The following is a 16090-nucleotide window of genomic DNA, read 5'->3' on the forward strand; positions in this document are numbered from 1 at the left end:
GCCGCGCTCATTACACCCGGTTCAGATATCATCGTCGAGAACGTTATGATGAACCCGACCCGCACAGGATTGTTTGAAACATTAAACGATATGGGCGCGTTTTTGCGGGGAGATAACTTTCGTAAGTCCGGCGGCGAAACGATTGCCGACATTCATGTCAAACATTCGAAACTGATCGGCGTGACCGTCCCGGAAGATCGCGCGGCCTCCATGATTGATGAATACCCCGTTCTGGCCATTGCCGCCGCTTTCGCAACCGGAAAAACGATCATGAACGGGATCGGCGAATTGCGGGTCAAGGAAAGCGACCGTATCGCCGCCACGGCGGCCCTCCTTACGGCAAACGGCGTCACAGTACACGAAACTCAGGACGGAATGACCGTCACGGGAGGCGAAGGAAAGCCGCCTCTCGGAGGCGGCACTGTGACAACACATCATGACCACAGGATCGCCATGAGCGCTCTGGTTCTGGGCCTAGCCTGCCAAAATCCAGTCAAGATTGACGACGCCTCCATGATTGCGACAAGTTTCCCGACTTTCTTTGACTTGATGACCTCCCTTGGGGCAAACATCGAAAGATGACGGAACGGCCCAACACAATTGCCATTGACGGAACATTTGCGTCTGGAAAAGGCACGCTCGCCAAACGTCTGGCCGCCCATTACGGCCTCGATTATATGGATACGGGCAAGCTCTATCGGGCGACAGCGAAAGCCACGCTCGACGCCGGCGGCGATCCTGATAATCCAGCAGACGCCGCCAAAGCCGCTAAAACACTAGAGAATGTAGCGTTGGATGAAAAACTCTCCGACCCTTCTCTTAAATCAGGCCCTATTGGCGCCGCGGCGTCAAAAGTCGCCGTTCACCCTGAAGTCCGGGCAGCGCTTCTGGATTTGCAGCGTGATTTTGCCGCCAAAGGCGCCGTTCTGGACGGGCGCGATATAGGTACAGTCATATGCCCGAACGCGGATGTAAAACTCTATGTTGACGCCAAACCCGAAATACGAGCGGAGCGCCGCCACAAGGAGTTGGTCGGCTATGGCGAGGAAATCAGTTTCGAAGCCGTTCTGGCCCAGTTAAAAGAACGGGACGCACGGGATATGGGCCGTCAGGACGCCCCCCTGAAACCTGCTGATGACGCGCATTATCTTGATAGTTCGCACTTGTCGATTGAGGAGGCCTTCAAAGGAGCTTGCCGCATTATTGACGCCGTTATGGCGGGTAAGTTTGAAGCCTGATTCTTCTTGTTATATCTCAAATAACTATGCTAGGGCCCAGTTAAGAATCGTTCTTAATTAAGGCTCCCCATGACAAATCCGAAAATCCGACGTCTGTTTATCCTGGCTCATCTTTGGTTGGCCGGATTACTTGCGCCTGCGTTTTTACTGGTGGCCATTTCAGGCGGGTTATATCTTTTGGGGAACGGCGGAGACTTTAAATCCGAGCCCGTCTCTTTACCTGTCGGCGCCGCGCTAGATTTTGAAAGTCCAACTCTGGAAACGGATGTACGCGAGCTCTTGAACGCGGCAGAGATAAATCAAAAATTTGAATATATCCGAAACCGCGGCACGGTGATCCAGCTTCGCCCGACCTCTCGCCCCCATTTGGAATTTCGCCAAACAGATGATGGTCTGACCGCAATCCGTAAAGTGCCCGACTTCCAAGGCACATTAATGGAGCTGCACAAAGGTCACGGACCGTCCTGGTTCAAATTTTATCAAAAACTTGTCGCTCTTGGCCTGATTGGCGTTGTGTTTGGAGGCATTCTCGTCGGGTTTTTGGCCAAGGCCTATCGCCGCCAGACCTCTATTGCAGTCGTGATCGGCAGTCTTATTTTTGTTTTTCTCGCATTTTTTTCGTAATTACTTTTCCCGTGTGATTCCACGGGAAATCGACGACATCCCCCATAAGGCCGAGGATTTTTCGACTCTTTTTAGATTGTAAATCCTGATTTTCCACCTATGTCTAAAGGACAGAACAGTCACAAGGAAAGGGGAGACGATGTCCAACTTCGAGACCCAAATGGAGCAATCCAAAAAAGAAGTCGCAGAAGCCCAAGCTAAAATCAGCGAGCTATCTTCAAAAATAGAAGGGGCCCGAAAGAAAATGGAAATGGGCTCCGATATCACGATTGATATCGAAAATGCGTCTTTGGACGATGTCCACGCCCATGCGGATACGATGAACGCCAATATCGCCGAGCTTATTCTGGGTCTTGACGACGTCACCTCCGGATTTTCCAAAGATTTCGATGCCATGCGGGACAGAACCGGATGGGAAAAATTCGTCGGTATCTTTTCCAAGCAGCGGGCTGAGTCCCTCCGGTCGGAGCGGATCAGAACCGCCTCTATCGAAGATAAGCTGCAGGATCTTATTTCCAAATCCAACACCATTCAGACCATGCTGCAGGATCAGCTTAATCAGCTGAACATGCACAAGGAACAAGTGCAGGCCAATCTCGGCACGACGCTAACGAACCGCGAAGCCGCCGTGACGGCGCTGGAAAACATCAAGGCCGAGCTTCTCTCAATGGATCCAAAGATTATTGAGCTGGAGAATAAACTCTCCGTCGAGCAGGACGCCAAGAAGCGCGCACAGCTTGAAAGCGAGCTGGCCGCCGTAAACGCCAATTACAATGATCTTGCCCAGCAGGAACAGGTCAAACTGGCTGAGTCCCAAACTCTTGAGCGGTATATTGAAAAAGGAAAAACCTGGGTGGACAGCCTGCAAAATCAGGCGGCCACGCAAATGGTGCTCATCAACAAGCTGCAAACCGACACCAAACAGCGCGTCATTCTTTATGATGCCTTGTCGAAATCCCTGAAAACGGCGCAACAACAAGACGTCGCGCATAAAATCAACGAAATTGGGGTGGCCACGGATAAAGAAGCACAAGTTGCCATGTCGGCCATTGGCGCAGCTACCAATAATAAGATGGCTGAAATGATGGAAGCGCATGAAGACCATATCGTCTTTGCCCGCAAAGTGCTCGAAGAAAAAGCCAAGGCGGACGAACGGTTTGCCCGGCGGTTTGAAAAAATTGTCGAGAAGCACGACGCCAATGCCTATGGCCGGGATGATCTTTCAGCAGGCGGTCAGTAGATAAGTGTCAGTCGTTCAAGACCTGCAATTCGATCATAAAATGCTCGATAGCGCCCGGGCGACCCGGCGCTATTTCGCGAAATTTGAGCGCATTATGGGCCACCTCTCTAATGTGGCGGCGCTTTCCAATCAGGAAAAGCTGATTACGACTGCAGAGGCCAAAATCCTGCAGAGCTATCTAAAGTCTCTGACCCACAGTTTTACCGCTCTGTCCTATAAATTCCTGATGGCCCACCGCGTCAGCGGCATGGAAACCCCCGGCATAAGCATTGATAAAACCGAAAGCGGGTTTCCGATCTTTTCCGAACTCTTGCAAATGGCGTCTGACGCGACCCAGGCGGAAAAACATCTGAAATCCCTGCCGAGCCAGACCCGGCTGAAAAAGGATATGATTCAGCATATCCTGACAGAGCGCTCCTCTCCGACGCAGCTTCAATATGCGATGAGCCAGCGCGTCTATTATGAATATCTGGCGGAAGAGACCTTGTTCCTGACCCAAAACCACCCGCAAATCGTTTGGGTGGGTAAAGACATGAATAGCGGCCACCGCCACTATCTTGTTCACTGGGCCGCCTATGACAGTCAGACCAATCTGCCGGCCATTTACCTGATGGAGCTGGAAGATACGGCCTCTCGCGCCCTCCCCCATGATGAACGCCGCTGGCCCCGCGCGCAGAGCCACCTCATGGCGCAGGCGGTCTCCAGTTTGAAACTCCTGACGATTGCCAAAGGGTTTGATTCCGATTTCGATACGCTGCATCCGAAATTACTGCGGCGCTTCCATCTCGGCCCGATGTATAGCCACGCCTATACCGAGCAGCATGGCCCGCTACGCGATATTCTGGCCGATGCAAGCCAGGCAGAGGAAAGTGACTGGGCGCTTGCCTGGACGGTGGAATCGCTCCTGTCCGAGGATACGGTCAAGGAAAAGACCGGGCTGTTCCGCTCGGCGGTGCGGCAGGTTTACAAGCTCGATAAATTCAGCGGCGGCGCCGAAAGCGGAACCACCCAAACGCAGCGCGCCGTTATTTTACCCCACCGGGCCTTTCAGGTTCTGGAAGAACGCGCCTCTTCAGCCTTTGACGGCACGCGCAAATATGTCGTGGGCGAGAACACCAAGATTTTAAGTTATAGCTAGGACCCCGAATGTCTGACTCCGGAAATTTGATGGAATTAAAAGAAGAGCTTATCCGCGAAAAATACGCGGCGGCAGAGCAGCTTTTAAATGGCTTTGACCATACGCCCCGCCTCGCCAAAAAGCAGACCGTCAAATCCTCCGGCGCCAAGGAACGCTCCCCCGGTATCGGCACGCGCCGACGGTTCCGCTCCACGACCCCCGGTCTTGTCACCCAGTCCACAGCCCGGCCCGAAGGCGTTCACCTCATCGCCCGTATCGAAGAGGCAGATGACGGAGACAATCTGGTCAGCCCGCGTCAGGCGCATATCCTCCAGGCCTTGCGCCGCGCTCTCGCGACAGGTTTGCTCGTCTCGGATCAATATGCCGAGCAGACGGGTCTCTCTGCTCTCATGAAGGACAATCTCGAAGGTAAGCTTTCCTCCGGCAAACAGGCAGACTTCAGCGAAGGCCTCGCCGCCTCCGCCGTTATCAGCCTGCATGTCTTTGCCAATATGGCGAGCTTCCTCCTTGCTTCGGCCCATGCGGACGGCTCGGATCTGACTGTCGAAATCGGGGACGTCGAAGAAGTCTTGACGGATAATGCGCAGCTCGCCCTGACCGGCGCATTGTGGGAGCTGGATCAGGACATTGCGCTGTTTGCGGACAGTGAGGACAAGCTCCTGCCCGTTGTCACGGCGTTTCTTGAAAAGCTGATGGACAAGGTTGCCCTGCGCGCTGCAAACCTGCCGCGCCTGAAACCTTTTACCTCTGTCAGCTACCGCGTCGAGGAGGATGATTTCGACATTAACGGCTTTACGCCTTTTGCCCGCGCGCAAAGCTCCAAGCTGACCATGACGTTTAAAAAACCGCATGAGGTGGTCGGCAACCATATTGCAAAATATCAGGCGATGAAGCTGTCCAAAATGCTCATGGCGTATGATTTCGAGCGGAAATTAAATCCCTTTGCCGAGCTCGGCGGGTTTATATTTACCTTTATGGGCGACGGCGCGCCGGGAACGGGGAAAACCACCCTCATCCAGATGATGGCAGGTCTCATTTCCGAATATTGTGCCAATGCAGGCTATGCCTTCCGCTATCAGAACCTGTCCACCGACTCGATCGACAGCTATCAGGGGAAATCCGCGCAAAACGCCAAGGCCTTTATCAATAATGTGATTGACCCCAATGTCATCGGCTTTGGCACGATAGACGATATTGACCAGCTCGCCGGGAAACGCGGCGACCGCCAGTCCTCTGCGGGACAGCTCGAAATCACCGCCGTGTTGATGGAAAGCTTTGCAGGCGCAAATACGGTGGTGCGCGGCAATTGCACCTTTGGCATGTTCTCCAACTATCCTGAAAATGTGGATGACGCCCTGCGCCAACGCGCGGGCGCGAGGTTCCTGGTGGACGGGCCGCAAACGCGAGAGGACTATATCGACATTCTGCATCTCTTAATGGGCAAGAACCACGACATCCCTGTCGGCAAACATGACCTCTTCGCTGCGCAGCAAATTAAAAAAGCCGTCGCCGCGAGCTATGACAGCTATGCCCGTCCGAAAGAAGACGGCCTGATTGAGGTCTATGACAAAGTCTCCAAAGACATTGGCAAGCTCGACACCATTGCCAAGCTCGGCACCTATTTAAAGGGCATTCAGGAAGCGGATTCCCGCTTCACCGGACGCGCGATTAAAAACATCACCGACGCGGTCAAAGTCCGCGCCATGGATTTCGAACTCCCCGATGAATGGATGGAAAAACCCGATCTCTTCCTGACCAAAGATTATGACACCAAGAAAAAAATGATCGCCGACCTCTCCCAACCGATCACGGTCGAGATGGTCATTCAGGAAATCAACCGCTACGCCGATTCAGAATTCCGCTACGCCGATAAGTCAGATGAAATCGCGATTGAGAATATGGTGCGGGACTATGGGCGGCAGGAAGAAGCGAAGAAGCGGTATTTGGGGGAGAAGGGGTGACTTCCAAAACCCCATACTACGAAGCATTTGATGCGCTGAAAAATATCTACTTAGAAGATTCATGGGTTCTTGAAATACATGATATTGAAAAATCTATCTCTTTTGAGATGGAGTTTGTGCTGACGGAAAATCATAAATTTTATAACAAACCCAAAAAGGGCGAACAATATTGCTACAAGAGGGGACGATTAATCTTATCTGGGTGCGCCGCTAAGACTCTTCATTTATCGGGTGCTGAACCGTCTATTGATGCTAACGGAGAAAAGGATTTGGGAAATATCTACTTATTCGTCAAACAAAATGAGCAAGTAGAACTAGAAGGCGAATGGGGCCGCGTTCTCGCTAAATGCGATGAGGTTTTGGTAAGATATAACCCCGATGAGGTATCATCATGATGCGTCTCGTCAAAAAAGGCTTGATGTTTGGCAACCTTATCAAGGTCAGCTCGCCGGTTCTGGTGGAGCGTTATAACCGCGCCTTAAAACACCTCATTGACCGCGAGACGACGCTAACGGAATTTCATATTGATATGGTCGGCTATTCGCCCGAAATCGGGGATGAGTTTGGCGATACGCTTTATCTGAATCCCAAAGGATGTAATCAGATGTTCATCCTGCTCAGCACGGAGCAGATGAAAGCGCCCTTGCTCGGTTCCCAGTTTTCGACCTCCCGCTCTATCCTGCGGCGCTATATAGAGGAAAATGAAAATCAGCTTTTCGCTCTGACCGCGCGCGAGGCCGTGACCGGGGAGTTGATGAATTCCGTCTTTCATATGTCCTCGCCCGCTGACCTGCTAAATATCAATCGGGTCGAGATCGAGGCCGACACCATTCAGGAACATGTGGCAGAAGCCCATCAACTGTCTGAACAGATCGACCGGTTCATGTCCGAAGACGACGCCTGGTGGGATGATGTCTTAATTGCGCAAATGATAGAGCTGGCCAAGCGGACGGGAAATATTCACCGAAATCCAGTTACTCTGGAAAACAAGGTCTATATTCAAGGGAATTACTATACCGGTCATTTCGGCGGTATATATATTTTCCGCGACGCAGACACCCCGACGGTTATTGCGCGGGAAAAGATAGAGGGTCTGGAGGATTTGAGCATCGAGCAAATCCTGACTTTTGAAGACCGGGAGGCGATTGCCGATTTCCTCCGCGATGAGGATTTATCCGAACTGATTGTACAAAAACCCAATCATTCGACAGCCGCGATCATCAAACAGAAGATCGACTTCATCACACTGACCGTGGCCGCCGAACAGGGGCAGGATCTGAGCGGGTTAACGCGGCAGAATATTCGCCAGTTAGAGCGCCGTTACGGCGAAAATATGCCGGAGGAGTTTCACGGGCTGATGGATGTCTGGCGCTGGACCAGTCATGGCGGACGCGCGCCAAAGCTCGGCCCCGATCATCCGGCCTTTTTCTACTGCCTGCGGTCCAGTCAACATAAGGATCGGGATCTGGTCAATATGCTTTTATCCGATCTGTCGCGCCTTGATTTCCGGCAGCTCTTTATCTGCCACAAGCCTCTTTTCTATGACGCCTATCGCGGGTGGTCGGACTCGAAAAAGGAATATGTCTCGGACTTTCTGGCGCAGGAATATGCTATGGATAAAGTCGGCGCGCGGGAAGCTTTGTTCGGCGATGAGCCCGCTATGGAAGAGCCAGAGCCGGAATCAAAATCAAAGACGGAATTTACAAATCCCTGGGGCAAAGCGGAAGTGAAAGACGGCCTGTACAAACTCAAACCCCATAATGAAAAAGAAGAGGATTTCCGCGAACTTTATAAGGATTACCGCAAGAAAAATTTCCGGAAGTCAAAAAAGAATAAGAGGGATTAAGCGTGGTTGGCTGGATAAGAAATATCGTCATTATTTTCGCCATTCTCAGCGCGGTCTATGCCGTTTTGAGTGTCACGGCCAATCTGCGGCAGCGGCAGAGACTGCGCAGTGAATATCACAAACAAAGCGACGTCGAGAGCCAGCAAGATTTTGTCGAGCGCGGCCTGCGCAAATATAATCGATCGCTTCAGCCCAAAATGTTGCTGGGCGTTTACTTCATTCCCCTTGCGCTCGCGTGCCTTCTCATTTGGCTGGCGCAATATGGATAATTTCGAGTCAGTTAAAATCGGGAGACTATTATGAAAGCAGTAAAGTGGGTCTTTGCCTTTTTGGCTTTCATCCTTGTCGCCACTTTGGCGCATTATTACCTGCCGGATCGGGACATTGTTCAGATTGTCGATACGGATGTGAAACGCATGGATATTTCCGATGTCTCCCCTTTCTGGGACAGGCCCGATGTCGGCACCAATACACAAATGACGCGCGACGTTCGTTTTATCTATACGGTCAAGAAAAACGGAAAATCCATGACCTACCGGAACGAAGATACGGGCTGGTCTTTTCCGCCCTATTTCAAATTCGACAGCAGCGATGTGTCCGGCAATGCCGCCAATCTCGCCAGAGACAAAGACCAATGGGTGGCGGTTCGCCATTATGGCTGGCGGATAAAGCTGTTCTCAATTTTTCCGAATGCGACCTCCATCAAAAAAGTCAGCGGACCGGACGCGCTCCTTATCCCCTGGTTTAATATCGTCTTTTTAGGATTGGTGGCATTTTTCGTATTTTGGATTCTCCGCCTGATAAATCGCTGGAAGACCAAGAATGTCGATCCGATTACAGACAGGATTGGGGAAGAGTTTGACGAAGCCGGCGAGGCCATTTCCAAACGCGGCTCTGCCATGGGTCGGGCCTGGCGAAAAGTTTTCGGAACGACCAAGCCGAGGAAATAAATAAGGTCTATGTCGAAGTCTTTTTTTCCATTGTATAATTCAGCGCCAGCCGGCCGCCATCGACATAGATACATTGCCCGGTGATATAGCTGGCGTCTTCCGACAAGAGGAAAGACGCCACACTTGCGACCTCATCCGGGAGGGCCACTCGGCCTAAAGGTGTCCTCGCGGCAATTTTCCCCATCGCGTCTTCATCCCCAACGACGCCGTCCAGCATATCGGTCTTGACCGATCCCGGCCCGATAGCGTTGACACGAATGCCATAGGGCGCAAGTTCCAGCGCCATGGCCTTTGTCATCTGAAGCAAGCCGCCTTTGGACACGGTATAGGCAATATAATCCGGGATGGCGACCGTATCATTGATCGAAGACATATTAACGATGGCATAGGGCCGGTCAGACAAATGGGAACGGTCATCGCGATCCTCAATTTCTCTGACCATATGTTTGGCGACGGCTTTGGACACCAGAAACGCGCCGCGTAAATTTACGGCCAGATTCCGGTCAAAATCTTCCACGCTCATATCCAGCGCCCCGCCTTTGACGGCGATACCGGCATTATTGACCAGACCGTCAATCCGCCCGAAAGCTCCGATGGTTTCGGCGATCAGATTGTGAACCTGTAATTTATCAGAAACGTCGCATTCGACAAAAACGGCTCGATCTGTCCCTTCGGCCAGTTCTTCGCCGGCGCGATAGCCCTGATCCGTATCCATATCGGCCAGAACAACGCGGTGACCGTCCTGAACCAGTCTCTGGGCGCAGGCAAAACCAATGCCGCGCGCGGCGCCCGTCACGATAAATACCTGTTCCGACATAATCTCTCCAATAAAAAAGCTCACCCCGACAGGGTGAGCTTGTATAACAGCTATATTTTGAGATTTAAGAGACTAGAACCTGTTTTTCGGAAATCTCGTCTTTTATTTGGAGTTTTTGCTTCTTGAGCTGCGATATTCGCAAATGATCAGGCATGGGACTTCGCATTTCTTCCTGAATTTTCTGCTCCAGAGAGGCGTGTTTCGAATTAAGTTGGGTCAAATGCGCTGATAATGCCATTCACATCTCCTTGAGTTTGGTGAGACTTAGCCATTTTCTTATAGCACAAAAACTTTCCCGAGTCTTATTCCAATTCAAATTCTGAGATTAAACCCTGTTCAGCTTGCCCCTTTGCGCCGGACGCTTTATTAAACCCTGATGTCAAACGAGACGCCAGATGCCAATAATGATGAAACCTCAGAGCCAACTCAATCTGAGCTTCTAGCTCTGCTTGAAAGATTACGGTCAGAGCACCGGCGCATAGATGACGAGATAAAGGCACTCTCCGAAAACGGCGTCGCCGATATGCTCAAGCTCCGCCGGATGAAAAAGATAAAACTGTCGATGAAAGATCAGATTGTCTATCTGGAAAATCAGCTGACGCCGGACATTATTGCCTAGACGATTTTGAGGTGACCCATTTCCAATCGTTCGGACATGCCGCGTTTCGCCTGATACATGGCTTGGTCGGCTTGATGGAGAATTTCTTCCGCCCGGCACCCCGGCCTGCACGGCGCGACTCCCCAGGAGGCAGAGGTGCTCACAGATCCGCTACCGGCGGAAATCCGTTTTTCCCGCATTCTGCAGGAGAGGGCTGCCGCCTTGGCCTGGGCAATGTCGGGGGAAGATTTAAATAGAAGAACGCCAAATTCATCGCCCCCGAGACGGGCCACCATATCGCATTGCCTCACGCCATTAACCAAGACATCACCAACCGCTTTTAGCAAATTATCCCCGACCGTATGACCGTGCGCGTCATTGATGGCTTTAAACCCGTTCAGGTCAAAGAAAATGAGGGAGCTCACCATATCATAACGTTCCATAACCGTTTGCGCCCGCGCAACTTCGCGCATAAAGGCCCGGCGATTAAAAACAGGCACAAGAGGATCTGTATCCGCAGCGCGTTCCAACTCCAATATGCGGGCGCGCAACCGAACTATTTCGGATTGTAGAGACAGGTTGTCTTGGCTGAGTTTCATATCTGTCACGCCCGGCCGATCAATCTCGCGAAAGCTGGCAACGGTCAAAGCGTTGGAAACGCGGCTAAGCGGCATATTGAAAGTCCCCGGAAACTAATATTCCACCCTGTCTAGCGCTCCAGAGTTAAGAAACGGAAAAGAGGCGGTCTAAAGGAAACGTAAACAGGACTAAAATGGCGGTTGGATTCTTTGGGCCCATCCTCTAGAAGATATCGCTTTCCCGTCACTATTTTTGGGACTGCACAGACATGACCTCTAAATCTGCTCCTATCGCCATCATTATGGGCTCGACGTCCGATTGGCCGACCATGGAACACTCCGCCCATATTCTTGACGGGCTCGGCATTGCTTATGAGGCGAAAGTGATATCTGCTCATAGAACCCCCGGCCGGCTTTATGATTTCGCCTCCGGAGCCGCCGAAGCAGGTTATAAAGTTATTATCGCCGGGGCCGGCGGCGCGGCGCATTTGCCGGGGATGGCTGCGTCTATGACGCCCCTTCCCGTTCTCGGCGTTCCCGTAGAAAGCAAAGCCCTCTCCGGAATGGATAGCCTGCTCTCCATCGCCCAAATGCCCGGCGGCGTCCCTGTCGGCACATTGGCCATTGGCAAATCCGGAGCCAAGAATGCGGCGTTGCTGGCCGCGGCCATACTCGCCCTATCAGATGAGGCGATTGCGAAACGGCTGAATGACTGGCGGGCAAATCAAACAGAGTCTGTGGCTCACAACCCTAAAGGCTAGACTATGAGTATAGGCGCTCCCCTTTCGCCCGGTTCAACCATCGGGATATTTGGAAGCGGTCAGCTGGGCCGCATGCTGACTTTGGCCGCAGCGCGTCTTGGCCTGAAAACCCATATTTACGCGCCCACAGGGGCGGATAGTCCTGCCGCGCAGGTCGCCCAGACTTACACGCAGGCAGAATATGATGATCTTGAGGCCGTGAATGCCTTTGCCGAAAGCTGCGACGCCCTCACCTATGAATTCGAAAATATTCCGGCCCAGACGGCGATGGCCGCCGCGCAGCGCAAACCGCTCGCCCCTAGCGCCTTTTGCTTGACCGTCGCCCAAGACCGCCTGACTGAAAAAGAGTTTATTTCAAAAGAGGCCGGCGTCCCCGTCGCCCCTTTTGAGGCTTTGGAAAGCGAATTCGATCTCAAGAGAGCTTTAAAACGTTTGGGCGGGACCTGCGTTCTGAAAACCCGCCGATTTGGCTATGACGGGAAAGGTCAGGCCATCATCCGAAGCGAATCCGACATAAAAGCCGCTTGGGAAAAACTTGGCGGTCAATCGGTCATTGCCGAAGCGTTCATTCCCTTCACGCGGGAAGTCTCCATTGTTTGCGCAAGAGGCGCAGACGGGCAGACCGCAGCTTATCCCCTCGTCGAAAACGTTCATAAAAATCATATTCTGCATACCAGTACCGCGCCCGCCGAACGGGATACGGGCAAGGCGAGAGACCTGGCATTGAATATTATGGACGCTCTGGATTATGTCGGGGTGATGGCGACTGAATTTTTCGAACTTGAGGACGGGAGCTTCCTGGTCAATGAAATCGCGCCGCGCGTTCATAATTCCGGTCACTGGACGCAGGACGGGGGGTGCACGGACCAGTTCGAGCAGCATATCCGCGCCGTTGCGGGCTGGCCACTTGGTAATCCGATTCCAAAACATGGCGTGGTGATGACCAATCTCATCGGCGAAGACGCCAATGACTGGAAAGCCCTCGCCCGAGAAGACACTGCCTTCCTGCATTTATACGGTAAAAAAGAAGCGAGACCGGGCCGCAAGATGGGCCACGTGAACCGCATTGTAACCTAAATAAATCTGCGCTGGTTAGCCGCGACGTCTGCGGCGTTTGAATTTCGGCAAACCCCCATAACGCAAGGAGCCTAATACACTCGCAAGGCTGGGCCAGTCTTTGGTTTTGGATTTAACCTGCCATTTGAATTTCTCGAATTGCATGACATTGGCAATTCGGGCGTCCAGAAATTCTCGCGCTTTCCCCTTGTCAGGGTCATCATCATTAAGCCAGACTGGTAAGGTCGTCCCTATGACGCCGGATAATATCGTGCGCTTCGAATAATAATTTGCATCTGTTGAGGTATCGCCAATGGCCCGCCAGATGGTGTCCGCCGCCGCCCATAACTGCCCAGGCCCGCTAAGACGCCCGCCCAATAACGTGTCAGGCAAAGCCAAGCGGGACAAAGCGCGGTGAGCCGCTTCTTCAAAAGGGTGGATGGTTTCCAATCTGGCCACGACGCCTTGCGTCACACGGTCCCGGATCTTCATGTTTTCGATATCCATCGCGGAGATGGCTTCTTCTGTTTTTATATTTAATTGCTCCGACCAATAGGCCAGTAAATCAAGCGCGCCTTCGGGGAAATAAAGAGCGTCTGCGCCCTCTGGCAAGTCGGCGGCTTTGATGGATTGGCGCAGCATTTTATCCGTCCAGCCTTCAAAGGCGACCATAGGCAGGGCCGCCTGTAAAATGCGTTCGCGCGGGGATGGGCCTGTTTCGGTCATAGGCTTTATATAGGATGGCCGCGCCGCCCTGTCACCTCTCCGCCGCTTTATGCCGCAGATAATCGGCTTAGCTTTGACGCGAAAGCTTTCGTTTGAACCAACCGGTAATGGCGTTCATGCCGGAACCGGACAGCACGCCGTAGCGGAAGACGCGCCCCGCCGCCCAGACAACGCCGAGTGAGAGCAAACCGAGAAGCACCGCAGATAAAATCAGCTCCCAGAGCGGGGGATCAGACGGCAAACGGATCAGTACGGCAAAGGGCGCCGAGAGTGGGAAAAGGCTCGCCAGGCGCAATAGCGGACTGTCCGGTGTGGCAAGGCCCAATGGCACGACCAGAACGCAGAGCGTCAGCACAATGACGATCGGAGTGGTCATAGTCTGGGCGTCCTGCATGGACTGGCTGAGCGCGCCAAGCGCAATAAAGCACGCGCCGTAGAAAATATATCCCAAGATAAGGAAGATGAAAAAGAAGATGACGAGCTTCGGCGTGAAACTCTGTGCCAAGGCCTGTGCGACTTCACTATCCCCGGACAAGGCAATGACCGTGCCCCCGAAAAGGGCGAGCAGGAGGTAAGGCGCCATGGCCGTGAGAGTGAGGGCCGCAACCCCCAATAGCTTGCCGAATATAATTTCGGAAAAGCGGGTCGACGCCAACATCATTTCCAGAAGCTTGTTCAGCTTCTCTTCCAGCATGGACGTCAGCAGCATATAAGCGCCGGAGAAGACCGACAGCCAGAGAAAGGCGGAGAGGCCTGCCGCCACGTAATAGGGCACCTTGTCGGCATCTGAGACCGCCTGGGAAGTCGTCTCATCAGCAACTTTAGTGGGATCAAAGCTTTCCACTTCCATTCGGGTTTCCTTGGCTTCGGCCAACCCTTCTCGAGTCAAGTTGCCCGTTGCCAGGTAATTCTCTTCTGCCTGATTCCTGAAGTAGTCCGCAGTCAAATTTTTAAGATCGGACGCATTAATATTTTTAGACCAGTACTCCGCCTTCGGGCCTTCCTCAGTTTGTGAAATATACAGAAGTCCGTCGAGAGAGCGGGGTTTCCCGTCTATTTGAATTAGACTTTCACCTTTTAAATAGGGCTGCGAATCCTCAAGAGTGTCCGCCGGGGGATCGACAAAATTGACCTTGCTGTCGAGCGACTTCAACTGCCCTTCTAATGACGGAACTTCACGCTCGATCCGGGCTTTGGCCGCGACTGAGCCGTCCTGCTCCAAAGTTTCCCGTATATCGGCTTCCTGCTCGTCAGATAGAATCGCGGCGCCGAGACCATCTATAAAGCGTTCAACTTTTCTTTTCTGTTTTTGTTCATGTAGCGCCAAAATACCGTCGGCATATTCTCCCGTTTCATCGAGAATCGTTTCATATCGCGGCGGGGAGAGTTCGACATCTAGCGAGGCAAAGCCAATGCCGAATCCCATGCCAATAAAGGGCATGAGAAAGGAAATCCAAAAACCCCAGGTTTTGATATATCCCAGATAATCCCGACGGGCGATGAGGAAAGTGCGGCGTAAATTAACAGCAGGCAAAACGGACATGATTACGCCTCCTCTTGATCAGGATTGTTTTCAGAAAACTCTTTTGCCATGTCGGCCTCTAAAGAGGCACGCACATCGTCCCCGACCAGCTCAACGAATGCTTCATGCAATGTCGGCTGTTTCGGTTCAAACTGAGTGAGTTTTATCTTTTCGGCGACGCAGCGCTCCAGTACAGCCTGGCTCTGCGCGGTATCTCTTAATATGACATTCAATCCCCCGTCACGGCGGGTTTCGACGTCTTTGGCAAAAGGCTGAACAATGTCCATAAGGCGGTCGTCTTCAGAGGCGATCACCATTCGGCGCGGCGCTTTGGACAGAGCGGCCTCGGTGGAGCCGTCAAAGACAACTTCCCCGCCGCCCATCAGGATAATCCGGTCACAGAGGCGTTCGGCATGTTCCATCACATGAGTCGAGAAAATAATCGTTTTACCGCGTCCGGCGATCTCGCTGACAATACCTTCGAGCACGCGTTGATTGACAGGATCGAGGCCGGAAAACGGCTCGTCCAGAATGTAAAATTCCGGATCATGCGCGATCGCCGAGAGGAGCTGCACCTTCTGAGCCATGCCCTTGGACATGTCTTTATTCTTCTTGCGTTTGGCCTCTGACAGGCCGTAGCGATCCAGCAGGTCATCGGCGAGAGTAAAGGCTTCTTTTTTCCCGATACCGTTGAGGCGCGCCATATGGGCGATGCTTTCGCGGGCGGTCTGTTTCTTATAGAGTCCGCGTTCTTCGGGCAAAAATCCAATCCGCCCAAAGGCGTTTTCGCCCGGCGTTTCATTAAATAATTTCACGTCCCCTGTATCGGGCGGGATAAGACCGAGCGCCATACGGATCGTTGTTGTTTTCCCCGCTCCGTTCGGGCCCAGAAATCCAACCACTTCGCCGCGTTTTATAGTGAAGCTGACATCTCTGACGGCGGATTTTCCGCCAAAGCTTTTGGAGACATTTTGGAGGGAGAGCGGAGATGAGGACATAGGGGTCTTTAGCGTTATTGAAATCGTCCTGACAAGG

18 protein-coding genes and 1 pseudogene are annotated in these 16090 nt (G+C 52.6%); 13 read left to right on the forward strand and 6 right to left on the reverse strand.

Annotated features, from left to right (window positions below; genetic code table 11):
• From ACN0IC_RS13280 to ACN0IC_RS13325, 10 genes and pseudogenes are all read left to right on the forward strand, one after another.
• Window positions 1–582, forward strand: a pseudogene (locus tag ACN0IC_RS13280) (3-phosphoshikimate 1-carboxyvinyltransferase); the annotation flags it as partial.
• Window positions 579–1238: a (d)CMP kinase gene (cmk, locus tag ACN0IC_RS13285; protein ID WP_416879267.1), complete on the forward strand. Its 660-nt coding sequence runs from the start codon at window positions 579–581 to the stop codon at window positions 1236–1238. The pseudogene ACN0IC_RS13280 and the gene cmk, both read left to right, overlap by 4 nt.
• Before the next feature lie 69 nt (window positions 1239–1307).
• Window positions 1308–1862, forward strand: coding sequence for a hypothetical protein (locus ACN0IC_RS13290; RefSeq protein ID WP_416879268.1), 555 nt, complete (start codon window positions 1308–1310; stop codon window positions 1860–1862).
• Between the two features lie 139 nt (window positions 1863–2001).
• Complete coding sequence (locus ACN0IC_RS13295; RefSeq protein ID WP_416879269.1) at window positions 2002–3102, forward strand: hypothetical protein; 1101 nt, start codon at window positions 2002–2004, stop codon at window positions 3100–3102.
• A gap of 40 nt (window positions 3103–3142) precedes the next feature.
• A complete protein-coding gene (locus ACN0IC_RS13300; protein WP_416879314.1) occupies window positions 3143–4240 on the forward strand; it encodes a hypothetical protein in 1098 nt (365 codons plus the stop codon).
• Between the two features lie 8 nt (window positions 4241–4248).
• The gene (locus tag ACN0IC_RS13305; protein WP_416879270.1) at window positions 4249–6201 is read left to right on the forward strand and encodes an ATP-binding protein; all 1953 of its coding nucleotides are present in this window, start codon (window positions 4249–4251) and stop codon (window positions 6199–6201) included.
• The gene (locus ACN0IC_RS13310) at window positions 6198–6596 is read left to right on the forward strand and encodes a hypothetical protein (RefSeq protein WP_416879271.1); all 399 of its coding nucleotides are present in this window, start codon (window positions 6198–6200) and stop codon (window positions 6594–6596) included. The genes ACN0IC_RS13305 and ACN0IC_RS13310 overlap by 4 nt, the downstream gene beginning before the upstream one ends.
• Window positions 6593–8047, forward strand: coding sequence for a DUF6638 family protein (locus ACN0IC_RS13315; RefSeq protein ID WP_416879272.1), 1455 nt, complete (start codon window positions 6593–6595; stop codon window positions 8045–8047). The genes ACN0IC_RS13310 and ACN0IC_RS13315 overlap by 4 nt, the downstream gene beginning before the upstream one ends.
• A gap of 2 nt (window positions 8048–8049) precedes the next feature.
• Entirely contained in the window at window positions 8050–8316 is a 267-nt protein-coding gene (locus tag ACN0IC_RS13320) for a hypothetical protein (protein ID WP_416879273.1), read from the forward strand.
• A 30-nt stretch (window positions 8317–8346) separates the two neighbouring features.
• A complete protein-coding gene (locus ACN0IC_RS13325) occupies window positions 8347–8997 on the forward strand; it encodes a DUF1523 family protein (RefSeq protein ID WP_416879274.1) in 651 nt (216 codons plus the stop codon).
• A 7-nt stretch (window positions 8998–9004) separates the two neighbouring features.
• Here the strand turns inward: ACN0IC_RS13325 and ACN0IC_RS13330 are convergent, their stop codons facing one another.
• Window positions 9005–9814, reverse strand: a complete 810-nt coding sequence (locus ACN0IC_RS13330) for an SDR family NAD(P)-dependent oxidoreductase (RefSeq protein WP_416879275.1) — start codon at window positions 9812–9814, stop codon at window positions 9005–9007.
• 64 nt (window positions 9815–9878) lie between these two features.
• Entirely contained in the window at window positions 9879–10052 is a 174-nt protein-coding gene (locus tag ACN0IC_RS13335; protein WP_416879276.1) for a YdcH family protein, read from the reverse strand.
• 138 nt (window positions 10053–10190) lie between these two features.
• On the opposite strand from ACN0IC_RS13335, the gene ACN0IC_RS13340 reads away from it, so the two are divergent.
• The gene (locus ACN0IC_RS13340) at window positions 10191–10433 is read left to right on the forward strand and encodes a YdcH family protein (protein ID WP_416879277.1); all 243 of its coding nucleotides are present in this window, start codon (window positions 10191–10193) and stop codon (window positions 10431–10433) included.
• Here the strand turns inward: ACN0IC_RS13340 and ACN0IC_RS13345 are convergent.
• Window positions 10430–11086, reverse strand: a complete 657-nt coding sequence (locus ACN0IC_RS13345; RefSeq protein WP_416879278.1) for a GGDEF domain-containing protein — start codon at window positions 11084–11086, stop codon at window positions 10430–10432. The genes ACN0IC_RS13340 and ACN0IC_RS13345 overlap by 4 nt on opposite strands.
• A 173-nt stretch (window positions 11087–11259) precedes the next feature.
• Between ACN0IC_RS13345 and purE the strand changes: the two genes are divergently transcribed.
• Together purE and ACN0IC_RS13355 are read left to right on the forward strand one after the other, a co-directional pair.
• A complete protein-coding gene (gene purE, locus ACN0IC_RS13350; RefSeq protein ID WP_416879279.1) occupies window positions 11260–11751 on the forward strand; it encodes a 5-(carboxyamino)imidazole ribonucleotide mutase in 492 nt (163 codons plus the stop codon).
• A 3-nt stretch (window positions 11752–11754) separates the two neighbouring features.
• Entirely contained in the window at window positions 11755–12828 is a 1074-nt protein-coding gene (locus tag ACN0IC_RS13355; RefSeq protein WP_416879280.1) for a 5-(carboxyamino)imidazole ribonucleotide synthase, read from the forward strand.
• Between the two features lie 15 nt (window positions 12829–12843).
• Here the strand turns inward: ACN0IC_RS13355 and ACN0IC_RS13360 are convergent, their stop codons facing one another.
• The 3 genes from ACN0IC_RS13360 to ACN0IC_RS13370 form a co-directional block, all read right to left on the reverse strand.
• Window positions 12844–13533 carry a COQ9 family protein gene (locus tag ACN0IC_RS13360; RefSeq protein WP_416879281.1) on the reverse strand — a complete coding sequence of 230 codons (690 nt, stop codon included), beginning with the start codon at window positions 13531–13533 and terminating at the stop codon, window positions 12844–12846.
• Between the two features lie 67 nt (window positions 13534–13600).
• Window positions 13601–15076, reverse strand: coding sequence for an ABC transporter permease (locus ACN0IC_RS13365; protein WP_416879282.1), 1476 nt, complete (start codon window positions 15074–15076; stop codon window positions 13601–13603).
• A 2-nt stretch (window positions 15077–15078) separates the two neighbouring features.
• Window positions 15079–16053, reverse strand: a complete 975-nt coding sequence (locus ACN0IC_RS13370; RefSeq protein ID WP_416879283.1) for an ABC transporter ATP-binding protein — start codon at window positions 16051–16053, stop codon at window positions 15079–15081.
• Between the last annotated feature and the right edge of the window lie 37 nt (window positions 16054–16090).

It is taken from the genome of Litorimonas sp. (genome assembly GCA_029936425.1).
GTDB lineage: Bacteria > Pseudomonadota > Alphaproteobacteria > Caulobacterales > Maricaulaceae > Litorimonas.

Coding starts and splice junctions, on each gene's coding strand:
- ACN0IC_RS13365 (WP_416879282.1), bottom strand. CDS start 15,076: ATGTCCGTTTTGCCTGCTGTTAATTTACGCCGCACTTTCCTCATCGCC.
- ACN0IC_RS13345 (WP_416879278.1), bottom strand. CDS start 11,086: ATGCCGCTTAGCCGCGTTTCCAACGCTTTGACCGTTGCCAGCTTTCGC.
- purE (WP_416879279.1), top strand. CDS start 11,260: ATGACCTCTAAATCTGCTCCTATCGCCATCATTATGGGCTCGACGTCC.
- ACN0IC_RS13370 (WP_416879283.1), bottom strand. CDS start 16,053: ATGTCCTCATCTCCGCTCTCCCTCCAAAATGTCTCCAAAAGCTTTGGC.
- ACN0IC_RS13290 (WP_416879268.1), top strand. CDS start 1,308: ATGACAAATCCGAAAATCCGACGTCTGTTTATCCTGGCTCATCTTTGG.
- cmk (WP_416879267.1), top strand. CDS start 579: ATGACGGAACGGCCCAACACAATTGCCATTGACGGAACATTTGCGTCT.
- ACN0IC_RS13295 (WP_416879269.1), top strand. CDS start 2,002: ATGTCCAACTTCGAGACCCAAATGGAGCAATCCAAAAAAGAAGTCGCA.
- ACN0IC_RS13355 (WP_416879280.1), top strand. CDS start 11,755: ATGAGTATAGGCGCTCCCCTTTCGCCCGGTTCAACCATCGGGATATTT.
- ACN0IC_RS13340 (WP_416879277.1), top strand. CDS start 10,191: ATGTCAAACGAGACGCCAGATGCCAATAATGATGAAACCTCAGAGCCA.
- ACN0IC_RS13300 (WP_416879314.1), top strand. CDS start 3,143: ATGCTCGATAGCGCCCGGGCGACCCGGCGCTATTTCGCGAAATTTGAG.
- ACN0IC_RS13360 (WP_416879281.1), bottom strand. CDS start 13,533: ATGACCGAAACAGGCCCATCCCCGCGCGAACGCATTTTACAGGCGGCC.
- ACN0IC_RS13305 (WP_416879270.1), top strand. CDS start 4,249: ATGTCTGACTCCGGAAATTTGATGGAATTAAAAGAAGAGCTTATCCGC.
- ACN0IC_RS13325 (WP_416879274.1), top strand. CDS start 8,347: ATGAAAGCAGTAAAGTGGGTCTTTGCCTTTTTGGCTTTCATCCTTGTC.
- ACN0IC_RS13315 (WP_416879272.1), top strand. CDS start 6,593: ATGATGCGTCTCGTCAAAAAAGGCTTGATGTTTGGCAACCTTATCAAG.
- ACN0IC_RS13335 (WP_416879276.1), bottom strand. CDS start 10,052: ATGGCATTATCAGCGCATTTGACCCAACTTAATTCGAAACACGCCTCT.
- ACN0IC_RS13330 (WP_416879275.1), bottom strand. CDS start 9,814: ATGTCGGAACAGGTATTTATCGTGACGGGCGCCGCGCGCGGCATTGGT.